The sequence below is a fragment of the Streptomyces sp. NPDC003077 genome (assembly GCF_040611095.1).
Taxonomy (GTDB): domain Bacteria; phylum Actinomycetota; class Actinomycetes; order Streptomycetales; family Streptomycetaceae; genus Streptomyces.
Genome location: NZ_JBEXNM010000004.1, coordinates 79,795 through 101,783 on the forward strand (window position 1 = coordinate 79,795; position 21,989 = coordinate 101,783).

The 21,989-nt window shown below is 73.1% G+C and carries 15 protein-coding genes; 9 read left to right on the forward strand and 6 right to left on the reverse strand.

The window, feature by feature from the left end:
- Positions 1–249: 249 nt before the first annotated feature.
- Positions 250–921 carry a bifunctional DNA primase/polymerase gene (locus tag ABZX96_RS04370; RefSeq protein ID WP_355537605.1) on the reverse strand — a complete coding sequence of 224 codons (672 nt, stop codon included), beginning with the start codon at positions 919–921 and terminating at the stop codon, positions 250–252.
- Positions 922–1,410: 489 nt separating this feature from the next.
- On the opposite strand from ABZX96_RS04370, the gene ABZX96_RS04375 reads away from it, so the two are divergent.
- The 4 genes from ABZX96_RS04375 (at position 1,411) to purU (ending at position 7,023) form a co-directional block, all read left to right on the forward strand.
- A complete protein-coding gene (locus ABZX96_RS04375) occupies positions 1,411–2,805 on the forward strand; it encodes a transcriptional regulator (RefSeq protein ID WP_355537608.1) in 1,395 nt (464 codons plus the stop codon).
- Positions 2,806–4,055: 1,250 nt separating this feature from the next.
- Complete coding sequence (locus ABZX96_RS04380; protein ID WP_355537611.1) at positions 4,056–5,411, forward strand: hypothetical protein; 1,356 nt, start codon at positions 4,056–4,058, stop codon at positions 5,409–5,411.
- Between the two features lie 213 nt (positions 5,412–5,624).
- Positions 5,625–6,074 carry a hypothetical protein gene (locus ABZX96_RS04385; RefSeq protein ID WP_355537614.1) on the forward strand — a complete coding sequence of 150 codons (450 nt, stop codon included), beginning with the start codon at positions 5,625–5,627 and terminating at the stop codon, positions 6,072–6,074.
- A gap of 76 nt (positions 6,075–6,150) precedes the next feature.
- Positions 6,151–7,023, forward strand: coding sequence for a formyltetrahydrofolate deformylase (purU, locus tag ABZX96_RS04390; protein WP_355537617.1), 873 nt, complete (start codon positions 6,151–6,153; stop codon positions 7,021–7,023).
- A 230-nt stretch (positions 7,024–7,253) separates the two neighbouring features.
- On the opposite strand, the gene ABZX96_RS04395 is transcribed toward purU, so the two are convergent.
- Together ABZX96_RS04395 and ABZX96_RS04400 are read right to left on the reverse strand one after the other, a co-directional pair.
- Positions 7,254–8,546 (reverse strand): zf-HC2 domain-containing protein, encoded by a 1,293-nt coding sequence (locus ABZX96_RS04395; protein WP_355538029.1) that lies wholly within the window; start codon positions 8,544–8,546, stop codon positions 7,254–7,256.
- A 248-nt stretch (positions 8,547–8,794) separates the two neighbouring features.
- On the reverse strand, positions 8,795–9,469 hold the full coding sequence (locus ABZX96_RS04400; RefSeq protein WP_355537620.1) for a sigma-70 family RNA polymerase sigma factor: 675 nt from the start codon (positions 9,467–9,469) through the stop codon (positions 8,795–8,797).
- 430 nt (positions 9,470–9,899) lie between these two features.
- On the opposite strand from ABZX96_RS04400, the gene ABZX96_RS04405 reads away from it, so the two are divergent.
- Positions 9,900–10,274 (forward strand): STAS domain-containing protein, encoded by a 375-nt coding sequence (locus ABZX96_RS04405; protein WP_355537623.1) that lies wholly within the window; start codon positions 9,900–9,902, stop codon positions 10,272–10,274.
- A gap of 105 nt (positions 10,275–10,379) precedes the next feature.
- Here the strand turns inward: ABZX96_RS04405 and ABZX96_RS04410 are convergent, their stop codons facing one another.
- A complete protein-coding gene (locus ABZX96_RS04410; protein ID WP_355537626.1) occupies positions 10,380–11,426 on the reverse strand; it encodes a hypothetical protein in 1,047 nt (348 codons plus the stop codon).
- Between the two features lie 368 nt (positions 11,427–11,794).
- Between ABZX96_RS04410 and ABZX96_RS04415 the strand changes: the two genes are divergently transcribed.
- The 3 genes from ABZX96_RS04415 to ABZX96_RS04425 all read left to right on the forward strand — a co-directional run bounded on the left by ABZX96_RS04415 (position 11,795) and on the right by ABZX96_RS04425 (position 17,354).
- The gene (locus ABZX96_RS04415) at positions 11,795–13,048 is read left to right on the forward strand and encodes a serine/threonine-protein kinase (protein ID WP_355537629.1); all 1,254 of its coding nucleotides are present in this window, start codon (positions 11,795–11,797) and stop codon (positions 13,046–13,048) included.
- 557 nt (positions 13,049–13,605) lie between these two features.
- Positions 13,606–15,246, forward strand: a complete 1,641-nt coding sequence (locus tag ABZX96_RS04420) for a succinic semialdehyde dehydrogenase (protein ID WP_355537632.1) — start codon at positions 13,606–13,608, stop codon at positions 15,244–15,246.
- A 182-nt stretch (positions 15,247–15,428) separates the two neighbouring features.
- Complete coding sequence (locus ABZX96_RS04425) at positions 15,429–17,354, forward strand: GMC family oxidoreductase (protein ID WP_355537635.1); 1,926 nt, start codon at positions 15,429–15,431, stop codon at positions 17,352–17,354.
- Between the two features lie 171 nt (positions 17,355–17,525).
- Here ABZX96_RS04425 and ABZX96_RS04430 read toward each other — a convergent pair whose 3' ends face one another.
- Positions 17,526–18,578: an LPXTG cell wall anchor domain-containing protein gene (locus ABZX96_RS04430; RefSeq protein ID WP_355537638.1), complete on the reverse strand. Its 1,053-nt coding sequence runs from the start codon at positions 18,576–18,578 to the stop codon at positions 17,526–17,528.
- 1,108 nt (positions 18,579–19,686) lie between these two features.
- On the reverse strand, positions 19,687–20,085 hold the full coding sequence (locus tag ABZX96_RS04435; protein WP_355537641.1) for a chorismate mutase: 399 nt from the start codon (positions 20,083–20,085) through the stop codon (positions 19,687–19,689).
- A 279-nt stretch (positions 20,086–20,364) separates the two neighbouring features.
- Here ABZX96_RS04435 and guaA point away from each other — a divergent pair, with 279 nt between their 5' ends.
- Positions 20,365–21,951, forward strand: coding sequence for a glutamine-hydrolyzing GMP synthase (gene guaA, locus ABZX96_RS04440; RefSeq protein ID WP_355537644.1), 1,587 nt, complete (start codon positions 20,365–20,367; stop codon positions 21,949–21,951).
- Positions 21,952–21,989 lie beyond the last annotated feature (38 nt).

A 21,989-nucleotide genomic window follows, 5' to 3' on the forward strand; every position in this document is an offset into this window, starting at 1 on the left:
CCGGTCCTGCCCTTCCGTGTCCATACGGGGACCGGTCTCGCCCCCGTCCGTCGTCCCACGATACGGGTGGGGGTCCGGAGCGGCCGGGCTCCGAGATGGCGAAGTCGCAGGTGGCGACGGTGAACGCGAGGAAGGCCGTCGGCAGGACCGGGCGCGGACGGCATGTGCGCCGTGCACGAAGAAGGCCCGCCATCGAAGCGGCGCCCTCTACGGAGCGTCACTTCGGCGACGGGCCCTGGGGCCGGTCGTTCAGCGCCCGCGCGCCGCCGCTGTCTCCCGGCCGCAGGCGTAGGCGAGCGGGCTGATGAGCTCGTCCGCGTCGGGCAGCCAGCGGTTGGCCGGTGTGGGGCGGCGGGCCCACTGCACCGAGCCGTGCGGGCCCACACGGGTCGGCGGCGCCGCGATCCAGTCGCCTTCGCCGCGGGCGATCAGGTCGAGCGCGGCCGGCGGCCAGCCCAGGTTCCGCACCAGACCCGGGAGCTTCGCCACCGCTCCGGGCAGGACGAGGAAGAGCATGCGGCGGTCGGGAGTACGGGTGACGGGCCCCAGAGGGAGGCTCATGCGCTCCATACGGGCCAGCGCCAGGCAGCCCGCCGTCTCGGGGACGTCGAGGGCGTCGAACGTGCGCCCTGTAGGGAGCAGGATCGACGCGCGCGGCTGTTTGGTCCACATGCGGCGGGCGGCCGTCGCGCTGCCGGTGGCCAGCCCGGCCCAGTCGGGGGCGAGCGGGTGCGCGCCCGGCGCGGCGCAGTCGGGGGCGCCGCACGAGCAGCGCGGGCGTTCGCCGTCCTCGTACAGCCATGCGCCGGGGAAGACGTCCCAATGCCGCTCTTCCGCGTAACGCGCCGCAGCGTCGATGAGCTGCTCGCCGCGCTGCTTGGGGATCAGCGTGGCTCCTGTGACTCCAATGGTCTCTTCCACGTTGATGACAACTTGCCTCGTCACCAAGGGTTACGGCCGAGTGGGTGACGTACCCGGCGCACCGCTTCGGCCCGCAGGGCGCATGGATGCATGTCCGGGGGCGCGTGTGCGGCTACGGCACGGGAGCGGGTAGCCACCTGCGTGACGGGCGGAGAGGCCGCCCGGCGGGGGCCCGACCGGCACCGCGACGACCCCGGAAACGGCGGGGCCGGTCCCGGGCGGGCGCCGCGAGCAGCACGCGAGCACGGCACGCCGTCGCCAATTCCCCATAAGCATATGTCCGTCACGTATCACCGGGCGGAGCGCATATCCGTAATAGCGCAGATATTCCGGTGTCGCGGAAAACATGGTTGTCCTCGGAATGCGTCGGGAATCGACCCGCAGCTCCTGAAAACTCTTGTGAAACAGGGATATCGGGGATTACTTGGGGAATTGAGCAGTGGGAACGGCGTTCGCCGGTGAACGCGCAGCACTAACAGGGGGTGCAGCATGGCCGCCAGGCCGCTCGTCGCGCGGCAACCGAACGAACGGTTGCAGGCGCTCATCCAGGAAGCCGCCTGCTCCAACGCCGGGCTGGCCCGCCGCGTGAACATGTGCGGTGCCGAGCACGGCCTCGACCTGCGCTACGACAAGACCTCGGTCGCCCGCTGGCTGCGCGGTCAGCAGCCGCGCGGCCGGGCCCCCGCCATCATCGCGGAGGCTTTGGGGCGGAAGCTCGGGCGCACGGTCACCATCGACGAGATCGGCATGGCGGACGGCAAGAACCTGGCGTCCGGGGTGGGCTTGCAGTTCTCGCCGACGGTTCTCGGCGCGATCGAACAAGTATGTGAGTTGTGGCGCAGTGACGTCGGGCGGCGCGATTTCCTGAGCGGTTCGACGGTGGCGGCCTCGGCCCTGGTGGAGCCCAGCCGCGACTGGCTCATCACCGGCACCGATCCGCAGGTCGCGCGGAGCGCCGGGGCCCGGGTCGGAATGTCGGACGTCGAGGCCGTACGGGCGATGACGACGGCGCTGTGCGAACTGGACCACCGCTATGGCAGTGGCCATGTCCGCCCGGTGGTCGTGCATTACCTCAACAGTGTGGTTTCGGGCTTGCTGGCGGGCTCCTACAGGGAGTCCGTGGGGCGGGAACTGTTCGCGTCCGTCGCGCGGTTGACGGAACTCGGCGGCTACATGGCCGTCGACACGGGCCAGCCGGGGCTGGCGCAGCGGTACTACATCCAGGCGCTGCGGCTGGCGCAGGCGGCGGGCGACCGCGGGTTCGGCGGCTACGTGCTGGCCGCCAGCATGAGCCACCTGGCCGCCTCGCTCGGCAACCCGCGGGAGATCGCGCAGCTCGCGAGGGCCGCGCAGGAGGGCGCGCGGGGGCAGGTGCCGCCTCGGGCCGAGGCCATGTTCTTCGCCGCGGAGGCGCGCGGGCACGCGCTGATGGGGGACGCCCGCGCCTTCCAGACGGTGGCGGGCCGCGCCGTCGGGGCGATGGAGCGGGCCGACGGGGCGACGGAGAAGGGCGACGACCCGTCGTGGATCGCGCACTTCGACCGCGCCTATCTGGCCGACGAACTGGCCCACTGTCACCGGGACCTGGGCCAGGCGCTGGCGGCCCGCCAGCGCGCCCAGGAGGCGCTGGACGGGCACCCGGAGGGGCGGGCGCGCCGCCGCGCGATCGGGCTGGTGCTGCTGGCCAGCGCGCAGGTGCAGCAACGCGAGATCGAGCAGGCCTGCCATACGGGCACGCAGGCCGTGGAGTTGCTGAGCGGGCTGCGCTCCAACCGCGGCGCGGAGTACCTGGAGGACCTCCACCACCGCTTGGAGCCCTACCGGGACGAGCCGGTGGTACGGGAGTTCGGCACACGGGTCGGGCTGCGGCCGGCCGCCGCGTAGATGCCGCTCCCCTAGGGGGCCGGATTTCCCCTAGGGGAACGGCTTTCCCCTAGGGGCCCGGATCGACGGGCTCGGGGCACGCCGGGGGAGGGGAAGCGGCGTGCCGAAGAGCGCCGGTCCGGCGGCCGGTCGCGAGTGGAGGGGGCGAGTGCGGGGGACGAGTGCGGCGGCGGAGGAGGGGTGTCCTGGTCACGGCGGACGATCGTCCGGTGTGACCAGGCGCCTTCGTCGAACCTGCGGACGAACCGGTAGCGTGACCCGACGATTCCGTAAGTCCGCAGATAGTAGGAGTCCCGGTGACGCAGAGCGGTCAGGGCAACGACCCTCAGAATGCTGCGGGTGGACCCGCACCAGAGGGCGTCGCGCTGCCCACGGGCGGCGCCGCGCAGCCCCCCGCCCCCCACAGCGCGCCGTCGGCGGGACAGCCTTGGGGAGGGGCGTGGCCACCGGCGCAGCCGGCGCACGGACAGGAGCAGCCGCTCCCCTACGGGGCCGGGTCCGGGCAATTTCCGGGACAGGTTCAGGGGCCGGATCAGGGTGCGCATGCGGGCCCGCGGCAGGGATCGTTCGCCGGGCCGGGGACGTTTCCGGGGCAGTCGCAGAGCCATGGTCAGTACGCGTACGAAACCGGGCAGCACGCGTACGGAGCCGAGCAGCAGACGTACGAAGGCGGTCGGCAAGCGTACGGAGCCGGACAGCAGACGTACGGCTCCGATCAGCAGACGTATGGCTCCGCTCAGCCCGCCGGACCGGGCCTGACGCCACCGCCCGCGACATACGCCACCGGGCAGCAGCCCATACCCGCGCACGGGCAGCCCGGCCCGCTGGACCTCCCCCCGCACGGACAGCCCGCGCAGGCCGCGTACGGACCGGGCGGCCAGCTCCCGCCTGCCACACCCGCGGCCGGGGTGCCGTTGCCACCGGCCGCCGGGGCATCGGAGGAGACGCGGCTGCTGGCGCCCATCAGCTCGCGGACCGAGGCCCCAGGGGCGCCGCAGGCAGGGCCCCGCACCGAGGGAGCGCCGGGCACGCTCGGAGGCGCGTCCGGGCAGCAGGGCGGGTTCGCCACACCGGACGGAGCCCACCCTGGGTACCGGCAGAACGGACAACCGGGACACGCCGCACCGCCCGCCTGGCCCGGAACGGACGGCCACGGCGCGCCGCTCGCCCCCGGGGCGCCGCAGGCCGCCGGTCCACACGCCGCCGGTCCAGCCATCGGATCTCCAGCAGGGCCGCACGCTGCCGCGCCGTTGCCCCCCGCCGCCATCGATGACAGCACGCAGCTCATCACCCCGTACCGGGGCGAGAGCGGGACGCGGAAGCAGCAGGGCAGCGGGCAGCACCGAGGCCGGCCGGAGCACCTGACCAAGCCGGGCACCCCGGACGGCCCGTCCGCCCCCCACAGACCCGACGACGGCACGCACGGCGGCCACCCGTCTTTCCCCGGTGGCCAGGCGCTCCCGCCGCACGGCGACAGCCACCCCGGCTTCGCCGCGAACGCCCACGCGCCGCTGCCGTCCCCCGCCTCCCGGCCCGAAACCCCGGACGAGTCCACGCAGTTGCTGCGCCCGGTGAAGCAGTCACCGGCCCGGCCCGCAGGACAGCCGCAGCCGCGGCAGGCACCCTCCGCCCCGCAGCCGGGCGCCCCCGCGGCCTCCCCGTCCGAGGAGACGCAGGTCCTCCCGCCCGTCCCGGGTGGCGGCACCCCCACCCCGCCGCCCGGCGCGCCTTTCGGCGGCCCCGCAGGGGCTCCGGCCGATCGCCGGACGCCCGCCGAGTTCGACGGGCTCTTCCGCTCGGGCGCGGCAGGGGCCAGCCCGGCCCCGCCCGCCCCGCCGGTGGCCGACTCCACGCAGCGGCTGCCGGTCTTCGACGACTTGGGCCCGCAGCCGGACGGCCCCTGGGCGGGCCGCCGCGACGACCCGCCGTACGACGCCCCGGACGACGGCGGCCGGCGGCGGCGCCCGGCACGCGCCGTGGTGATCGGTGCCGCCGTCGTGGCGCTGGCCGGAGCGGGGCTCGGCGTGGGCTGGGCGCTCAGCGGCGGCGACGAGGAACCCACGGCCAAGCCCCAGAGCCCCGCCGGCACGCCCTCCGCGTCCGTCCCGGCGGCCGACAAGCCCACGAACGAGCCGAAGCCGACCGCCGACCCCGTGGCGGAGCAGGCCAAGGCGCTGGACGCGCTGCTCGCGGACAGCGGCAGCAGCCGCGCCGCCGTCGTCAACGCCGTCAAGGACATCCGGGGCTGCGACAACCTCAAGGGCGCGGCGAAGGACCTCCGGGGCGCGGCCGGGCAGCGCAACGACCTGGTGACCCGTCTCGGGAAGCTGCCCGTCGACAAGCTTCCCGGCGGTTCGCGGCTGAGCGCCTCGCTCACCGCCGCCTGGAAGTCCTCCGCGTCGGCCGACAACCATTACGCGGCCTGGGCCGGTCAGGTGGCGGGCAAGAAGGGCTGCCACAAGGGCAAGGCCCGCGGCACCAAGGAGACGGCCAAGGGCAACACGGCCAGCGGCGAGGCGACGAAGGCCAAGCGCGAGGCGGCGGCACTGTGGAACCCGATCGCCAAGAGGTACGGCCTGACCGAACGCCGACCGGAACAGTTGTGAGCCGGTCCGGGCGGTCGTGAGCCGCGGATCGGGGACGCGAGCGGGCCGGCCCGGCGCTCCCTGTACCACCGATCTTCGGATCGGTCACCCACCGACGCTCCGCCGATCTTCAGGGTTCGCTGAAGATCGGCAGCGAAGAACGTACGATCGAATACTGTGCAAGGTTCGGAGAACTCTTCCCGTCGCGGCCGTCGCTCCAGCACCATGGGCGGCATGCCGCTCAACGACATGCCGTGGTGGCGCTGGCGCTGCACCGTGCGGTCGGCGCTGCACATGCTGTCCGACCCCGTCTTCCAGCAGGAGACCTGGCTGACGGGCCGCCCCGGCTACGGGGACGTGACGGACGCGGTCTACCGGCTCGTCGAGGACACCTGGCTGGACAACTGGTCGGCGGAGAAGTACGTCGGAACGATCTTCCGGGACTCCCAGGAAGCCTCCCTGGTGGACGCGGCCGTCCTCCAGGTGCTCCGGATCATGCACCAGGTCGGCGCGGACGCCCCGGTGACGAGCTACCTGGAGCATCCCGGCTGGCCGGAGGCCGTACGGGCGGCACGGGACGCCCACGTGCGGATGGCCACGTCGGACGGCGACAACCCGGACGTACCGCCCGTGCCGCTGAACGTGCTGGCCATGATGACCCGGGGGATGACGGTCCGGGTGTGACCGGGACCGCCCGGCGGCGGGTGCCCGGCGGGCACGCGGGGCGAGAGGGCCGGATGATGTGCGACCCTATGAGGTCATGAGCCAGTCGCACCCCAGCACCCCCGACCAGTACGTCCTGACCCTGTCCTGCCCCGACAAGCAGGGCATCGTGCACGCCGTGTCCAGTTACCTGTTCATGACCGGCTGCAACATCGTGGACAGCCAGCAGTTCGGGGACCAGGACACCGGCCTGTTCTTCATGCGGGTGCACTTCGCGGCGGAGGCGTCGGTCGACCTGGAGAAGCTGCGGGCCAGCTTCGCCGCGGTCGGCGGCTCCTTCCAGATGGACTGGCAGATCCACCGGGCGGACGAGCGGATGCGCGTCGTCCTGATGGTGTCCAAGTTCGGGCACTGCCTGAACGACCTGCTCTTCCGGTCCCGCATCGGCGCGCTGCCGATCGAGATCGCGGCCGTGGTCTCCAACCACCAGGACTTCGCCGAGCTGGTCGGCTCGTACGACATCCCCTTCCACCACATCCCGGTGACGAAGGACACGAAGGCGGCGGCCGAGGCGCGGCTGCTGGAGCTCGTCGAGGAGGAGAACGTCGAGCTCGTCGTGCTCGCCCGCTACATGCAGGTGCTCTCCGACGACCTGTGCAAGGCGCTGTCCGGCCGGATCATCAACATCCACCACTCCTTCCTGCCGAGCTTCAAGGGCGCCAAGCCCTACCACCAGGCGCACGCGCGCGGCGTGAAGCTCATCGGCGCCACCGCCCACTACGTGACGGCGGACCTCGACGAGGGCCCGATCATCGAGCAGGAGGTCGAGCGGGTGGGCCACGGCCTGAGCCCCGACCAGCTCGTGGCGGTCGGCCGGGACGTGGAGTGCCAGGCCCTGGCCCGTGCGGTCAAGTGGCACAGCGAGCGGCGGGTGCTCCTGAACGGGACCCGTACGGTCGTCTTCGCCTGAGCCAGAGCCTGAGCCTGAGCCTGGTCCAGAGCCAGACCCTGAGCCGCCGGGCGCGCGGCGCGGGGCTTGTGCGCGGGTGTGCGGGAAGGCCCGGAACCCGTGGCGCGGCCTCTTGAAGGCTTGAAGGGCAGCCGGAGAAGCCCCTGAGGAAGCCGGAAGGCCGACCGCCGCTCAAGGGGCACCCGGAAGGACCCGACCACCCCCAGGGGCGGCCGGGTCCGGCCCGTCCCTCACAACCGGGACAGCGACGCCGTCGCGAACAGCACCTCGCGGATGGCCTCGCGCTCGCCGTCCTGTCCCGCGGCGGCCTCCTCGGGCGAGACGTGCCCGGCCGCGAGCTGGCAGAACTCGACGCTGTCCAGCGCGATGTGCGCCACCGCCCGGTCCGGCGTCCCCCGGGCGGCCGGGGAGTCCAGGGCTATGTACCAGTGCCCGCCGCCACTGCCCTCGACCTCCAGGTGCAGGCACCGGCCCGGGGCACCGGCCTCCACCAGGTACCGGGGCGGGGCGGCCAGTCCGGTGCGGCGCCGGTCGGCCAGCGCGCCGGGCAGCAGGCGGGCGGCCAGGTCGACCATGCTGCTCAGGTGGCCGGCGGCGGGTGGCTCGTACGGATAGTCCACCGCGTCGGCGATGTCGCCCGCGTGCATCCAGCACTCGAAGGCACGGTCCAGGAACGAGTCGCGCAGCGGTAGCGCGGCTTCGCCGTAGGCCACGTCCAGCTCGGCCACCCCGCGGCCGGCGAAGGACGCCGTGGTGATGAGGGTGTGGGACTGCTTCCGCCACGGGGCGCGTGCGGCGCGTGCGCCGCGGCCCTCAGGCACGGACCGCCAGAAGGCCTCCGTACGGGCGGTGGGGGAGGCGGGGGCGCGCGGCGCCGCGTCGCCCAGGGGGTCGGCGAGCCCGAGGGCGGTGGCGACCAGGCCGTCCACCGCCATGAGGTGGCCGATGACCCCGGCGACCGTCGTCCGGCGCTCGACCGGCCGCTCGCCCTCGAACCAGCGCAGCAGCACCGGCGCCCGCCACTCCGCCTCGCCCATGTCGCTCAGCAGCGCGTCCAGCCGCGCGGTCTCGGCGTCGTACGGCGTCGCCCACTCGGGGACGGGGATACGGGCCGGACGGCGGCCGAGGCAGCCCTCCAGCACGCGCGAGCGCAGCAACGGGTCGAGGTCGAGCGGGGCGGGCGGGCGCAGCAGCCCCACCGCGTCGCGCAGCCGCAGGGCCTCGTCGGCGCAGGCGGCGCAGTCGGTGAGGTGCGCCTCGACGGCCTCCGTCTCCTCGGGGGAACACGCGGCCAGCGCCCAGGCGCCCAGCAAGGACTTGAGCACCTTGTGCGGGGGAGCGGGCAACGCGGCGGGCGGGTCGGCCGGCGCGGGGTCCGCCTCCGGGCGGAAGGCGGGCTCGGGAGACGACGGGGGAGCGGCCTTCTCCGGTGGGCGGGGCGCGGGCCCGTTCCGCGGCGTGGCGCGGGGCGGCAGGTCGGGCAGCGGGCCGCGGTCCTCGGCGGCGGGGCGGGGAGCGGGGATGCGGGGCCGGGCGGCCGGGCCGTGGGGGCCGAGCCCGTAAGGGGTTTCACCTCGGGGCGCGTCGTGGTCGTGCGGTTCGTGCCCGTCGTCGTGGTCGCGCTGCCCCGGCGGGCCCGTGTCGTGGGGGCCGGTGTCCTTCGGGCGCCGAGCGCCGCCGTCGCGCTCGGTGCCGTAGGGGTCACCGTACGGATCGCCGTAGGGGTCTCTGTCCTCGTGCGGGCCGTAACCGTCCCAGTCCTCCGGGCGGTTCACAGCGACCGCCCGCGACCGGGGCCGGAGGACGGGGGGTCGACCGTGGCGGACCGCCCGCCGGGGAGCTCCCGTCCCGGCGGGTCCGGCTTTCTCGCGGCCAGGGGGGAGGGCGCGGGAGCGGGGGCCTGGTGGTTGTGCGCCGTGGAGAGCAGTTGCAGGCCCAGGCGGAGCCGGCGACGGGCCTCGTCCTCCGTGACGCCCAGGTCGGCGGCGGCCTGGCGGTAGTCGCGGCGCTGGAAGTAGGCCAGCTCCAGAGCGGCGCGCAGGGGCGCGGGCATGGAGGTCACGATGTAGTCGGCGCGGGCGGCGGTGGACGCCTCGCGGATCTTGCGTTCCATGACGTCGGGACCGGGGGCGTCCGGACCGTGGTGGAGCGCCGAGGCGGCCTCCGACTGGCGCAGCCGGTGGACGGCTTGGCGGTGCGTGAGGGTGGCGACCCACGAGCGCAGCGAGCCCTGCTTGGGGTCGAAGGAGTCCGGGTTCTCCCAGATGTAGCCGAAGACCTCGCGGGTGACGCGGTCGGCGGCGTGCTCGTCGGCGAGTACGCGGTGCGCGAGGCTGTGCACAAGCGAAGCGAAGCGGTCGTACAGCTCCCCGAGGGCCGCCGCCTCGCCGCGGGCGAGCCGTTGCTGCATCCGCCTGTCCCAGCGCGGTGGTGCGTCGTTGCCCATCAGGCTCCCATCCCTCGCCGTCTTGCCGCAGTGCAAACCGCCATAGCTCTCCACCGTGCCTCCGAATGTAGACGGGGGGTCCGACAGTGCGCGCCCTTTGTGGCAATCTGTGCGCGGGGGATGGCTGCGGATGGTATAGCGGTCGTCACTTTCCGGTGTGGTGGTCTGGTTGCGGTGACCTCTGTAGACCGTTGATGCCCAATTCCGGCCAGGTGTTACCCGGGTGTGATCGGACGAGAGGAAAAGAAGCCCGAACTTGGGCATAGCCTTGGCGAGCAGCGGCCCGCCGCCGGAACGCCTCGCGGATCGTTCCCGGACCGGCCCCGGACGGGTTTCGGTGAGGAGCGGCCGGGCAGTCGAGCGAGGAGAGTTGGTTCCGGACAGTTCGAGGAGGCATCCGGACCGCAAGCGAACGAAAGGCTTCGAGCGCGTGTCGTTGAAGGTGGCAGAGGCCGAACAGGGCCGCTGGGCCGTCCTGCGGGTGTCCGGCGAGATGGACCTGCTGACGTCCCCGGCCGTGCGCCAGCACGTGCACGACGCGGTCGCGGACGGCCGGCGCAGCGTGGTGCTCGACCTTTCCGAGGTTCAGTTCTGCGACTCCAGCGGCGTCGGCGTGCTCATCGCCGCCCGCCGCCTCATGCGCTCCTGCCAGGGCCGGTTGCGGCTCATCCTGCCCGCCCAGGGCGCGGTGGACGGCTCGCACGTCAACCGGGTGCTGGCCGCGCTGGGCGTGCGCCGCCTGTTCGAGGTCTACCCGGACGTGACGACGGCGGTGGACGAGGCCGCGGCCCCGCTCACGGCGTAGCGACGCCGCGCACCTTCCGAACGAGCCCGCATCCTGGGCTCACGACCTGGTCGCCACCCCAGGAGAACAGACGAAGCCGCCCCCCATAGGGAAGCGCACGCCCCATCAGGGCTGCCCGCCCCGCCCCGGAAGCCCCGCCGTGGGCCGTGCCGCCCACCGGGCGTCGTACGCGCTGAACCGGGGCCCGGTCGCCAGGATGACGACGGAGGTGCTGGCCACCAGCTCGTACGCCGTGGTCATCAGCGACAACGTGCTCTCGGCGGTCCGCAGCGAGGCGTCGAAGGAACCGGTCACCGCCAGCAGCACCACCATCTGAACGGTCAGGTAGAGCCGCGTTGCCGCGAGGAGCAGCAGCGCCCCGCGCACGTCGGCCCGGGCGCGGCACGCCAGGAACCCCAGGACGAGCAGCGCCACCACCGAGGTCACCGTGCGGAACTCCGGGGAGCCCGCGAGGTCCGTGCCGAAGGGGACCTCGCGCGCGGAGGCGTCCACCAGGCCGCGGAGGTAGCCGCCCACCGCGCCGCGGCCGGCGGCCGGCCCCCACGCCGTCCACGCCAGCACGAGCACGCCCATGATCAGGAACAGCACGCCGCAGACCCGGGAGATCCGGTGGTGCCACCGGGAGGCACCGGTGGCGCCCGGCGGCCCCGGGGCGGGGCGCTCGCCGGCGGGAACGAGCGCGAACAGCACCACCACTGAGGCGACCAGCTCCAAGACCCGGGTGGCGAGGTACCAACCACCCAGCGGATCGGCGGCGTAGCCCGTCCGGTACGTCTCGTGCAGCAGACCGACGCCCTCCCGCAGCGACAGGGCCAGCAGGACCGCCCCGAGCAGCAGCGCGGCGGTGCGCGCCGCCCGCCGCCGCGCCAGCAGCAGCCCGCCCACGGCCGCCGTCGCGACGGTCAGCGCCCACGCGTGCGGCCCGAACAACAGGGGTCCCAGTGCGGCGAGCGGGTTGAACAGTCCTTCCAGGAAGTCCCCGACGCCCAGGTCCGCGTGGAGGACGTCATACAGGGCCCACGCACCCAGTGCCGCTCCATACAGGAGCAGCGCGACGCCCGCCCGTATGTACGCGCCGCTGTGCCGGGCCGCGGCGCGGCCGGGGTGGGGTTCCGGCCGGACCTCCACCGTTCCGTCGTCCTGCATCACCATGCCGTCTCCCCGATCCGCAGCGTGGCCCCAACGGTCACGGTCGCGCGCGACGGCGCGCGCCGCGTCCCCGCGCCACAGCCTTCCCGCACCGTCGACGGCCCGCCGAAAGCCACCGATGGGCGTCCGCCCCCTCCTGCGGCCCCGCGACCCTTTCGTGCGGCGAACTCGACTCGATGAGTAAGGACGGTGGCGGACGGGGCCGGGGTTCCGTCACCGCGTGCGCGGACCCGGCGGATCCGCGGGCCGGGCGTTCGCTTTCGGGAACGCGGTCGTGTGCGCCGTGGCTCTTCGAGCCCGATCGGGGAGCCCTGGCCAAAGGTTGTGGTGCCCCGCCCTCCGCTGCGAGGACCCTGGGGCAAGATGGCCCCATGGGGAGCTTCGGGGGCGGAGGCCGGCTCATCGTCGGCCGCTACCGCCTGCGCGAGCGGCTCGGACGCGGTGGCATGGGAACGGTCTGGCTGGCCACCGACGAACTCCTTGGCCGCCAGGTGGCCGTCAAGGAACTGCACTTGGAAGCGCCGGACGACGACGGCCCCGCCCGCCCCGGAACGCACGCCCGCCTCCGGTTCCACGTGCGACGCGAGCGGACGATGCGGGAGGCGCGCACCGTCGCACGGATCAAGCACCCGAACGTCATCGTCGTGCACGACGTCGTGGAGCAGGACGAACGCCCCTGGATCGTCATGGAGTACGTGGCCGGCGGGTCGCTCGCCGACCGGCTGGCGACCGGTGGCCCCGTCGCGCCCCGCGAGGCGGCCAGGATCGGCCTGGCGCTGATCGGGGCCCTGCGGGTGGCCCACGCCCGCGGGGTGCTGCACCGGGACCTCAGGCCCGCCAACGTCCTTCTGGAATCGGGTACGAACCGGGTCGTCCTCACGGACTTCGGTGTCGCGCAGTTGTCGGGGGCCGCGACGCTCACCGAGACCGGCGGGTTCGTCGGCTCGCCCGAATACGTCGCGCCCGAACTGATCGCTGGCCGGGGCTCGGGGCCGGAAGCGGACCTGTGGTCGCTCGGGGTGCTGCTGTGCGCGGCGCTGAGCGGCCGGACCCCCTTCGGGCGGGACTCCCTGGCCGGCGTGCTGCAAGCGGTCACGCACGACGAGATCGCGTTCCCTGAGGCCGTCCGTCCGCTGCTCGGCGTCGTCCGAGGGCTGCTGGAACGGGACCCGGACCGGCGGACGAACCTCGCGGGCGCCGAGTGGATGCTGCGTGCCTACCTGCGGTACGGACGGGTGCCCGAACCGCCCGCCCCTGAGGACGCGACCCGCAAGGACGGCGATGAGGGACAGGCGGAGGCGGACGCGGAAGGGGATGCCGAGAGGCGCGCGGAGGGGAAGGCGAACGGCGCGGGCCGGGCGCACGGGGCGCCGCTCGCGGAGGCGATAGCCGACCGCGCCCTGGCCGCCGCGGCCCGCCCGCGCACGGGCCGGCTGCGCACCGCCCTGCTCGTGGGCCTGCTGGTCGCGGCGCTGGCGGGGCTGGGCGCCGGAGTGGCCGCCCTGATCGCCGCCTCGGACGACGACCACGGCGACCGCCCTCCGCGGCCCTCGGTTCCGTCGTCCTCGGTGACGGGGCCTCCGGCATCGTCGTCCTCGGAGGCGCCTTCCCGGGCGCCCTGGTGACGCGTGGCCCGGGGTGCGTCTTCTGGTGGTGCGTGCCCCGGAGGCGCGTCCTCTAGTGGCGCGAGGGCTGGAGACGTGCCCTTTGGTGGCGCGTGTTCCGGGGGTGCGTCTTCTAGTGGTGCGCGCCCCGGAGTTGTTCCCCTGGTGGCGCGTGTTCGGGGGACGCGTCCTCTGGTGGTGCGCGCCCCGGAGTTGTGCCCTTGGTGTCGCGTGTTCCGGGGACGCGTCTTCTGGTGGTGCGTGCCCCGGAGTTGTGCCCGTGGTGGCGCGCGTTCGGGGACGCGTCCTCTGGTGGCGCGTGCCCTGGAGGCGCGTCCTCTAGTGGCGCGTGCCCCGGAGTCGTCCCCCTGGTGGCGCGTGCCCCGGTAACGCGTTCCCTGATGGCGAGCACCCCGATCACCTCCCCACCACAACAGCCCACTGCTCGCCCCACCTCCCCCGACAACCCCCAGGCCAACCCCCGTACAGCCAGCGATCACTGGCAATATTGCCGCCCGCACGGAAATCTCGTTACTGACGGGTACCCAACGCGCTCGCTTGGGCCTACGCTCGCCGTCATGACGGACTCGCAGGACACGGGAACAGCCGCCGCCACCACGGGCACCACGCCGGTCGGCGGGAATCCGGTCGCGCCGACCGTTCCGGGCACCCGCACCGCCGCCGACGTGGTCACCCCGGAACTCGTCGCGCGCCTCACCCGGGGTGTCGTCGGCGGCGGACGGACCGCCAACCATTGCCCCTTCACCGGAGCGAAGCTGGCGGACCTGCCCGAGTCCACCCCGGGGGACGTCACCCTCGCCTTCGAACGCGCCCGGCAGGCGCAGCGCCGCTGGGAGCGGACGCCTGTCAAGGAACGGGCCGCGGTGCTGCTGCGCTTCCACGACCTGGTGCTGGAGCGGCAGGCGGAGGTGCTGGACCTGATCCAGCTGGAGACCGGCAAGGCGCGGTTGCACGCGCACGAGGAGATCCAGGCGGTCGCCGTCGCGGCCCGCCACTACGGGCGCAAGGCCCCCGCGTACCTGCGGCCCAAGGGGCACACCGGTGTGGTCCCGACGCTCACCAAAGTGGTCGAACTGCGGCAGCCCCGGGGCGTCGTCGGTCAGATAGCGCCGTGGAACTACCCCTTCGAGCTCTCCGTGGGGGACGCGCTGCCGGCCTTCGCCGCGGGCAACGCCGTCGTCATGAAGCCCGACACGGAGACCGCGCTCACCGCCCTGTGGGCGCGCGAGCGGCTGATCGAGGCCGGGCTGCCGGAGGACGTCTGGCAGGTGGTGCTCGGGGACGGGCCGGTGATCGGCCCGGCCGTCGTCGCGCACGCCGACTACGTCTCGTTCACCGGGTCCACCCGGACCGGCCGCGAGGTCGCCCAGGGCGCCGCCGCCCGCCTGATCGGCGCGTCCCTCGAACTGGGCGGCAAGAACCCCATGTTGGTGCTGCGTGACGCCGACGTGGAGAAGGCCGCGTACGGCGCGGTGCGCGGCTGCTTCTCCTCCGCGGGTCAACTGTGCGTCTCCATCGAGCGCCTGTATGTGCACGAGTCCGTCGCCGACGACTTCGTCCGGCGGTTCGCGGCCCGTACCAAGGCGATGCGGCTGGGCGGCGCCCTCGCGTACGGCGCGGACATGGGATCGCTCGTGGGCGAGCGGCAGTTGGAGACGGTGACGCGGCACGTGGACGAGGCCGTCGCCAAGGGGGCCCGGCTCGTCGCGGGCGGCCGGGCGCGCCCCGACATCGGTCCGCTCTTCTACGAGCCCACCATCCTGGAGGGCGTCCAGGCCCCGATGGCCGTCTGTGAGGAGGAGACCTTCGGGCCGGTCGTGTCGATCTATCGCTTCAGCGACGAGGACGAGGCGGTGGCCCTCGCCAACGCCACCCCGTACGGGCTGAACTCCAGCGTCTGGACCAGGGACGCCCGCCGCGGCCGGGAACTCGCCGCCCGGCTCCGTACCGGCACGGTCAACATCAACGAGTCGTACGCGGCCGGGTACGGCAGCGTCCAGGCGCCCATGGGCGGCATGGGCGACTCCGGCCTCGGCCGCCGGCACGGCGCCGAGGGCATCCTGAAGTACACCGAGGCGCAGACGATCGCCCAGCAGAGGCTGCTGCCCCTCGCGCCGTCCTTCGGGATGGACGACGAGCGGTACGCGGCCTTCATGACCCGCAGCCTGCGCGCGATGAAGGCGCTCCGCCTGCGCTGACGACCACCACCGACCCGCGTCGCCCGCCCATCAGGCGACGCGGGACAGGCCGCCCGGACGAGCCCCTCCGCACGGACGGACCCCTCCGCGCGGCCGGGCCCCACCCGCCGATCCGCACCCGCCGATTCCGCACCGCCTCCGCCCCTCAGGACCGCAAGGCTTCAGGACCTCAAGGAGAGCACGTGTCACGGGACGAGTCCGCCGCCGGGCAGCACCAAGGCCACGACCGCGAGGAGGGGGCCGAAGACCCCGGCACCGCCAAGGGACATGCCGTCGCCGGCGGTGGCGATGCCGCCGACGGCCCCGGCGCCGCCGAGGTCCGCGACAGCGCCGACGACTACGACTACGACGTCCTCGTCATCGGCTCCGGCTTCGGGGGTGCCGTCTCCGCCCTGCGCCTGACGGAGAAGGGTTACCGCGTGGGCGTCCTGGAGGCCGGCCGGCGGTTCACCCGTGCCACCCTGCCGAAGAACTCCTGGGACCTGCGCAACTACCTCTGGGCCCCGTCCCTAGGGTGCTACGGCATCCAGCGGATCCACCTGCTCGGCAACGTCATGGTGCTCGCGGGCGCCGGGGTCGGCGGCGGCTCGCTCAACTACGCCAACACCCTCTACGTCCCCCCGAAGCAGTTCTTCGAGGACCGGCAGTGGGGCCACATCACCGACTGGCAGGAGGAACTGGCGCCGTACTACGAGCAGGCCCGCCGGATGCTCGGCGTCCGCCTCAACCCGACGATGACCCCCTCCGACGTCCACCTCAAGGCCACCGCCGAGAAGATGGGCGTGGGGGAGACCTTCCACCTGGCACCGGTCGGCGTGTTCTTCGGGGACGGGCGGGACGCGGAGGGGACGGTGCGGGCGGCGCCCGGCGAGGAGGTCGCCGACCCGTACTTCGGCGGCGTGGGCCCGTCCCGGCGGGCCTGCACCGAATGCGGCGAGTGCATGACCGGCTGCCGCCACGGCGCCAAGAACACCCTGAACGAGAACTACCTCCACCTCGCCGAACGCGCCGGGGCCGTCATCCACCCGATGACCTCCGTCGTCACCGTCACCGAGGACTCCCGCGGCGGGTTCGCCGTCGGCACGCTGCCCACCGACGACAAGCGGCGCGGCCGGGCCCGGATCTTCCGCGCCCCCAAGGTCGTCATCGCCGCCGGCACCTACGGGACGCAGACCCTGCTGCACCGTATGAAGGACACACGGATGCTCCCGTATCTCTCGCCGCGGTTGGGCGAGTTGACGCGGACGAACTCCGAGGCGCTGGTCGGCGCGCAGACCGACCGCCGTCGCTACCGCAAAGCGCACGGCACGTCGCGGCTCGACTTCAGCCGCGGCGTGGCGATCACCTCGTCCATCCACCCCGACGCCGACACCCACATCGAGCCGGTGCGCTACGGCAGGGGCTCCAACGCCATGGGCAGCCTGACCACCCTCCAGGTGCCGGTGAGCTCGCGCGCCCCCCGCGCGCTGGCCTGGGCCGCGCACTGCGCCCGGCACCCGCTGCTGTTCTTGCGGTCGCTCTCCAACCGCCGCTGGTCCGAGCGCACCATCATCGGTCTGGTCATGCAGTCGCTGGACAACTCCCTGACGACGTACCGCAAGCCCGGCGGCCTCGGAAAGGGCCTGCTCACCGCCCGCCAGGGCCACGGCGCGCCCAACCCCCAGCAGATCCCCGAGGCCACCCGCGCGGCGACGCTGCTCGCCCAGGAGATCAACGGTTTCGCGGGCAGCAACATCGGCGAACTGATGGGCACCCCGCTGACCGCCCACTTCCTCGGCGGCTGCCCGATCGGCGAGGACGCCGACCGCGGCGTCATCGACCCCTACCACCGGCTGTACGGGCACCCCGGCATCTCGGTCGTGGACGGTTCGGCGGTCTCGGCCAACCTGGGAGTGAACCCTTCCCTGACGATCACGGCGCAGGCCGAGCGCGCGATGTCCTTCTGGCCGAACAAGGGCGAGGCGGACCCCCGCCCGGCCCCCGGCCGCCCGTATGTGCGCGTCGCCCCGGTGGCGCCGGTGCGCCCGGCCGTCCCCAAGGACGCGTTCGCGGCGCTGAACCTGCCGCTGCTGCCGGTGCCGGAGGTGCCGGGGAAGCGGAGGGGGTGAACGGGGGCGCCGCTCCCCGGTGGAGTCGCCTTCCCGGTGGAGCCGCCTCCCTGGTGGACACGGCGGGGGCCTGAACGGGAGAGCCGCCGCACCCGCGCGTCGGAATCGAACACGGCGGAGGGCCGCCCCTGGCCAGCAGGGACGGCCCTCTGTCCTGACTACCGGCCGGTGTTACGCGGCCGATCCGGCGTTCTTGCGGCGGCGGACGAGGAACATCGCGCCGACGCCCACGGCGACGGCCGCGCCACCCGCGATGGCGATGGTCGGCAGCGCGTCGGAGGAACCGGTGTCGGCGAGCTTGCCGGTGACCGGGAGCTCCTTCAGGCCGCCCTGCGGGGCGGGCTGGTTGACCGGCTTCTGCTTGCTGGGCTTGCCCTTCGCGTCATCGACGGGACCGGGCTTGGAGCCGGCGACGAGGACATCGAACTCGTAGTCGCTGACCTCGGTGGTGCCGCAGGTGTTCTCCGCGTCCTGGTAGGTGCCGATGGCGAAGGCGAAACCGTAGCTGCCGGGCATCTTCGCGTCGACCTTCAGCCGCATCTTGGCGTCCGAGTACTCACCGGGCTCCAGATCGGCGAGGGAGGCGAAGTAGCCGAACTCGTCGTCCACGTCCTGCCAGCGGCCCTCGTCGGCGTCGTACCACTGGACGGTCAGGTGACCGGAGACGTCGTCGAACTTGTCCTTGTCGATGGCGCCGACGTGGATGTACGCGTCCACGGACTTCATCTTCTGCTCGGAGACGTTGGTCGCCCGGAAGGTGAACCCGTGCCAGCCGGAACCGGCGACCACCTTGGTCGGCAGGCCGTGCAGCGTGGTGGTGATCGCGGCCTCGTCGGACGCCACCTCGCACTCATCCGAGGGCTCCTCGGACGGCTCGGAGGCGCTCGGGGCGGGGCTCGTGGAGCCGGACTCGGAGGGCTTGCCCGGGGCGGTCGACGGCGCGGTGGCGGTCGACGACGGGTCCGTGGACGACGACGGGGTGTTGCCGGGCTTGTCGCCAGGCTTGTCACCGGGCTTGTTTCCGGGCGCCGACGTCGTCGTCTGTCCGTCGGACGGCTCGGTGTTCGGGGAGGTGGAGGTGGACGCCCCCGGCGTCGGGGTGCCGGACGCGGAATTGGCGGAGGAGGGGTTCTCCTCCGCGTACGCGATGGGGGCCGCCATCAGGGCGGCGGGCGCGATGACAGCCGTCGTTGCGACAGCCGTCAGAGCACGGCGAAGCTTCATCGAGAAGACCTCTCGGGGTCTCGGCGCCGTGGTGTCGGCGCCGATTGGCGTGGGCCGTCGCGGTGGGGCGCGGTAGGGCCGTGCGATTACACGTACATGACTGGCCGAACGGGAGAAGGGTTGCCCTCCGAATGGCAAAACGTGAGGTGATCCCAGTCACATACGTCACGCGCGGCGCATGGGTTGCGGATAGGGGCGCGCGTTTCCGGCCAGGCCGCGCCCTTGCCCGTCGGCCGGCGGGGGCCACCCTTCTCGTCGGACGGCGGGCGGGGCGGGGCCGCTCATCGACGGGTGCGGGGGCGTCGGCCGACGGGTGCCCGCGGGCGCGTTCTCTCACCCGTACGGCGCGTGACCGGCCGCCTCGCGCCCTCGTTGATCCCGGTGCCACGCCAGCCAGGCGCGGCACCGCAGGACTACGCGTAGCCGCCGCCCGGCGGGCGGACACGCCGGAGCGATGAGACGCCGACTGGCGAAGCCATCCGCGTCGTGGGACCTCGCACCGGCGCTGTGACCGGTCAGCAGGGGACAGCAGCCCGGTCACAACCGATGGTGCGGCCGGCCCCGGGGACGCCCGAGGCCGACCGCGTCCATTTTTTCTTGGCTGGTGAGCGGCCCGGTGAGATCAGGCTCGTCCGGCTCCCTAGTGGGCGGCGGCCCGGCCCCTTCAAGCCCGTCCGGCGTTTGAGGACAACGCCTCCGGCGTTTACCGGTCCTCAAGCGCACCCGCCACCCGCCCACGAGCCTGCCCACAGGCTCACCGAGGTGGCGCCAGGAGGGCGGCGGTCCAGCAAAATCAAGCCCGTCCGGCGTTTGAGGACAACGCCTCCGGCGTTCACCGGACCCCAAGCGCACCCGCCACTCGCCCACGGGCCTGCCCACGCGCCTGCCCACGCGCCCACCGAGGTGGCCTCAGGTGGGCGGCGGCCCAGCTAAATCAAGCCCGTCCGGCGTTTGAGGACAACGCCCCCGGCGTTCACCGGGCCCCAACGCACCCACCACACGCCCACGAGCCCGCCCACACGCTCACCGAAGCCACCTCGAACCCCGGACGGCCCGGAAGGCCGCACCCCCGACAAGGAAGGCGCGGCCCAAGAGACGGCCCCGACGCTCAGACCTGCCCCCGGCACAGCTCCAGCAACGTCATCGCCAGCGCCGTCCCCGGCCGCCCGAGCTGCCCGCGGTAATGCCCGAGGATCTCCATCTCACGCGAGAGATTCACCCGCCGCCCACCCGAGGCGATGCGCTCGCGCTGGATGAGGGCCGACACGGTCATGCGTTCCTTGACGAGCCCGATGATCCGGGCGTCCAGCTCGTCGATCCGCCCACGCGCGTCCGTGATCACCGCGGCAGCCTCATCGGTACGCGCCCCGGTATCGGGGACGGGAATCCCAGCGGGAACGGAGCCCCCCGTGGAAACGGAGCCCCCCGTGGAAACGGGACCCCCCGTGGGGGCGGGGGCGCCCGCCGCGGCAACGGCGTCATTCACAATCCGAGTGCTCATGCTCATGTCTCCTGTGGTCATACGCACACGCCCCGAAGGCGCACACGTGGCGTACGCCCCGGAACCCGCCCGCCCGACCCGGAAAACACACAGCGCCCCGGGCCTTGCCGGCCCGGGGCGCCTGAGAAGTCGCGTGTCAGTGGTTCAAGCAGCACGACCATGGCAGCCGGACGGGCCGGTGCCATAGGTAAAGACGAAGGTCATCTGCTGGAACATGGTTTCCAGTATGTGCCCGTTAGAATCGAAAGCACAACCCGCACCACCCACCGCCGGAAGGCCGCCGAAGTGCCATCAGCGTCCCCTGCTGCCGCCCCCGACGTCGTCCTGGTCGTCGACTTCGGCGCGCAGTACGCCCAGCTCATCGCTCGCCGCGTCCGTGAGGCCCGGGTTTACAGCGAGATCGTCCCGTCCACCATGCCGGTGGCGGAGATGCTCGCGAAGAACCCGAAGGCGATCATCCTGTCCGGCGGTCCCTCGTCGGTCTACGCCGATTACGCCCCCCGTCTGGACCGCGAGCTGTTCGAGTCGGGCGTCCCGATTTTCGGCATGTGCTACGGCTTCCAGCTCATGGCCACCACTCTCGGCGGCACCGTCGACAACACGGGCGCCCGCGAGTACGGCCGTACGCCGCTGAGCGTCTCCAAGGCCGGTTCCACCCTCTTCGAGGGCACCCCGGTCGAGCAGTCCGTGTGGATGTCGCACGGCGACGCCTGCTCCGCCGCGCCCGAGGGCTTCACCGTCACCGCTTCCACCGATCAGGTGCCGGTGGCTGCGTTCGAGAACGACGAGAAGAAGCTCTACGGCGTTCAGTACCACCCTGAGGTCATGCACAGCACGCACGGCCAGCAGGTTCTGGAGCACTTCCTGTACCGGGGCGCGGGCCTGAAGCCCACCTGGACCACCACGAACGTCGTGGAGGAGCAGGTCGCCGCGATCCGCGAGCGCGTCGGGAACAAGCGCGCCATCTGCGGCCTGTCCGGCGGTGTGGACTCCGCGGTCGCCGCGGCCCTCGTCCAGAAGGCCATCGGCGACCAGCTCACCTGCGTGTACGTCGACCACGGCCTGATGCGCAAGGGCGAGACCGAGCAGGTCCAGAAGGACTTCGTCGCGGCCACGGGCGTGCAGCTCAAGGTCGTGGACGCCGCCGACCGCTTCCTGAACGCCCTCGCCGGTGTCAGCGACCCGGAGACCAAGCGGAAGATCATCGGCCGCGAGTTCATCCGCGTCTTCGAGCAGGCCCAGGCGGAGATCGTCGCCGAGGCCGGCGCGAGCGGCGAGCCCGTCCAGTTCCTGGTGCAGGGCACCCTCTACCCGGACATCGTCGAGTCCGGCGGCGGCACCGGCACCGCGAACATCAAGTCGCACCACAACGTGGGCGGGCTCCCGGAGGACCTGGAGTTCGAGCTCATCGAGCCGCTGCGGCAGCTGTTCAAGGACGAGGTCCGGATGGTCGGCACCGAGCTGGGCCTGCCGGACGAGATCGTCCAGCGCCAGCCGTTCCCCGGCCCCGGCCTGGGCATCCGCATCGTCGGCGAGGTCACCAAGGAGCGGCTGGACCTGCTCCGCGAGGCCGACGCCATCGCCCGCGAGGAGCTGACGGCGGCCGGGCTGGACCGCGAGATCTGGCAGTGCCCGGTCGTGCTGCTCGCCGACGTCCGCTCCGTGGGCGTCCAGGGTGACGGCCGTTCCTACGGGCACCCGATCGTGCTGCGCCCGGTCTCGTCCGAGGACGCCATGACGGCGGACTGGACGCGGATGCCGTACGACGTCCTCGCCCGCATCTCGACCCGCATCACCAACGAGGTCCGGGACGTCAACCGGGTTGTGCTGGACGTGACCAGCAAGCCGCCGGGGACCATCGAGTGGGAGTGACGCCCTCCGGGGCCGTCCGCCCACTCCGCGACGCGTGA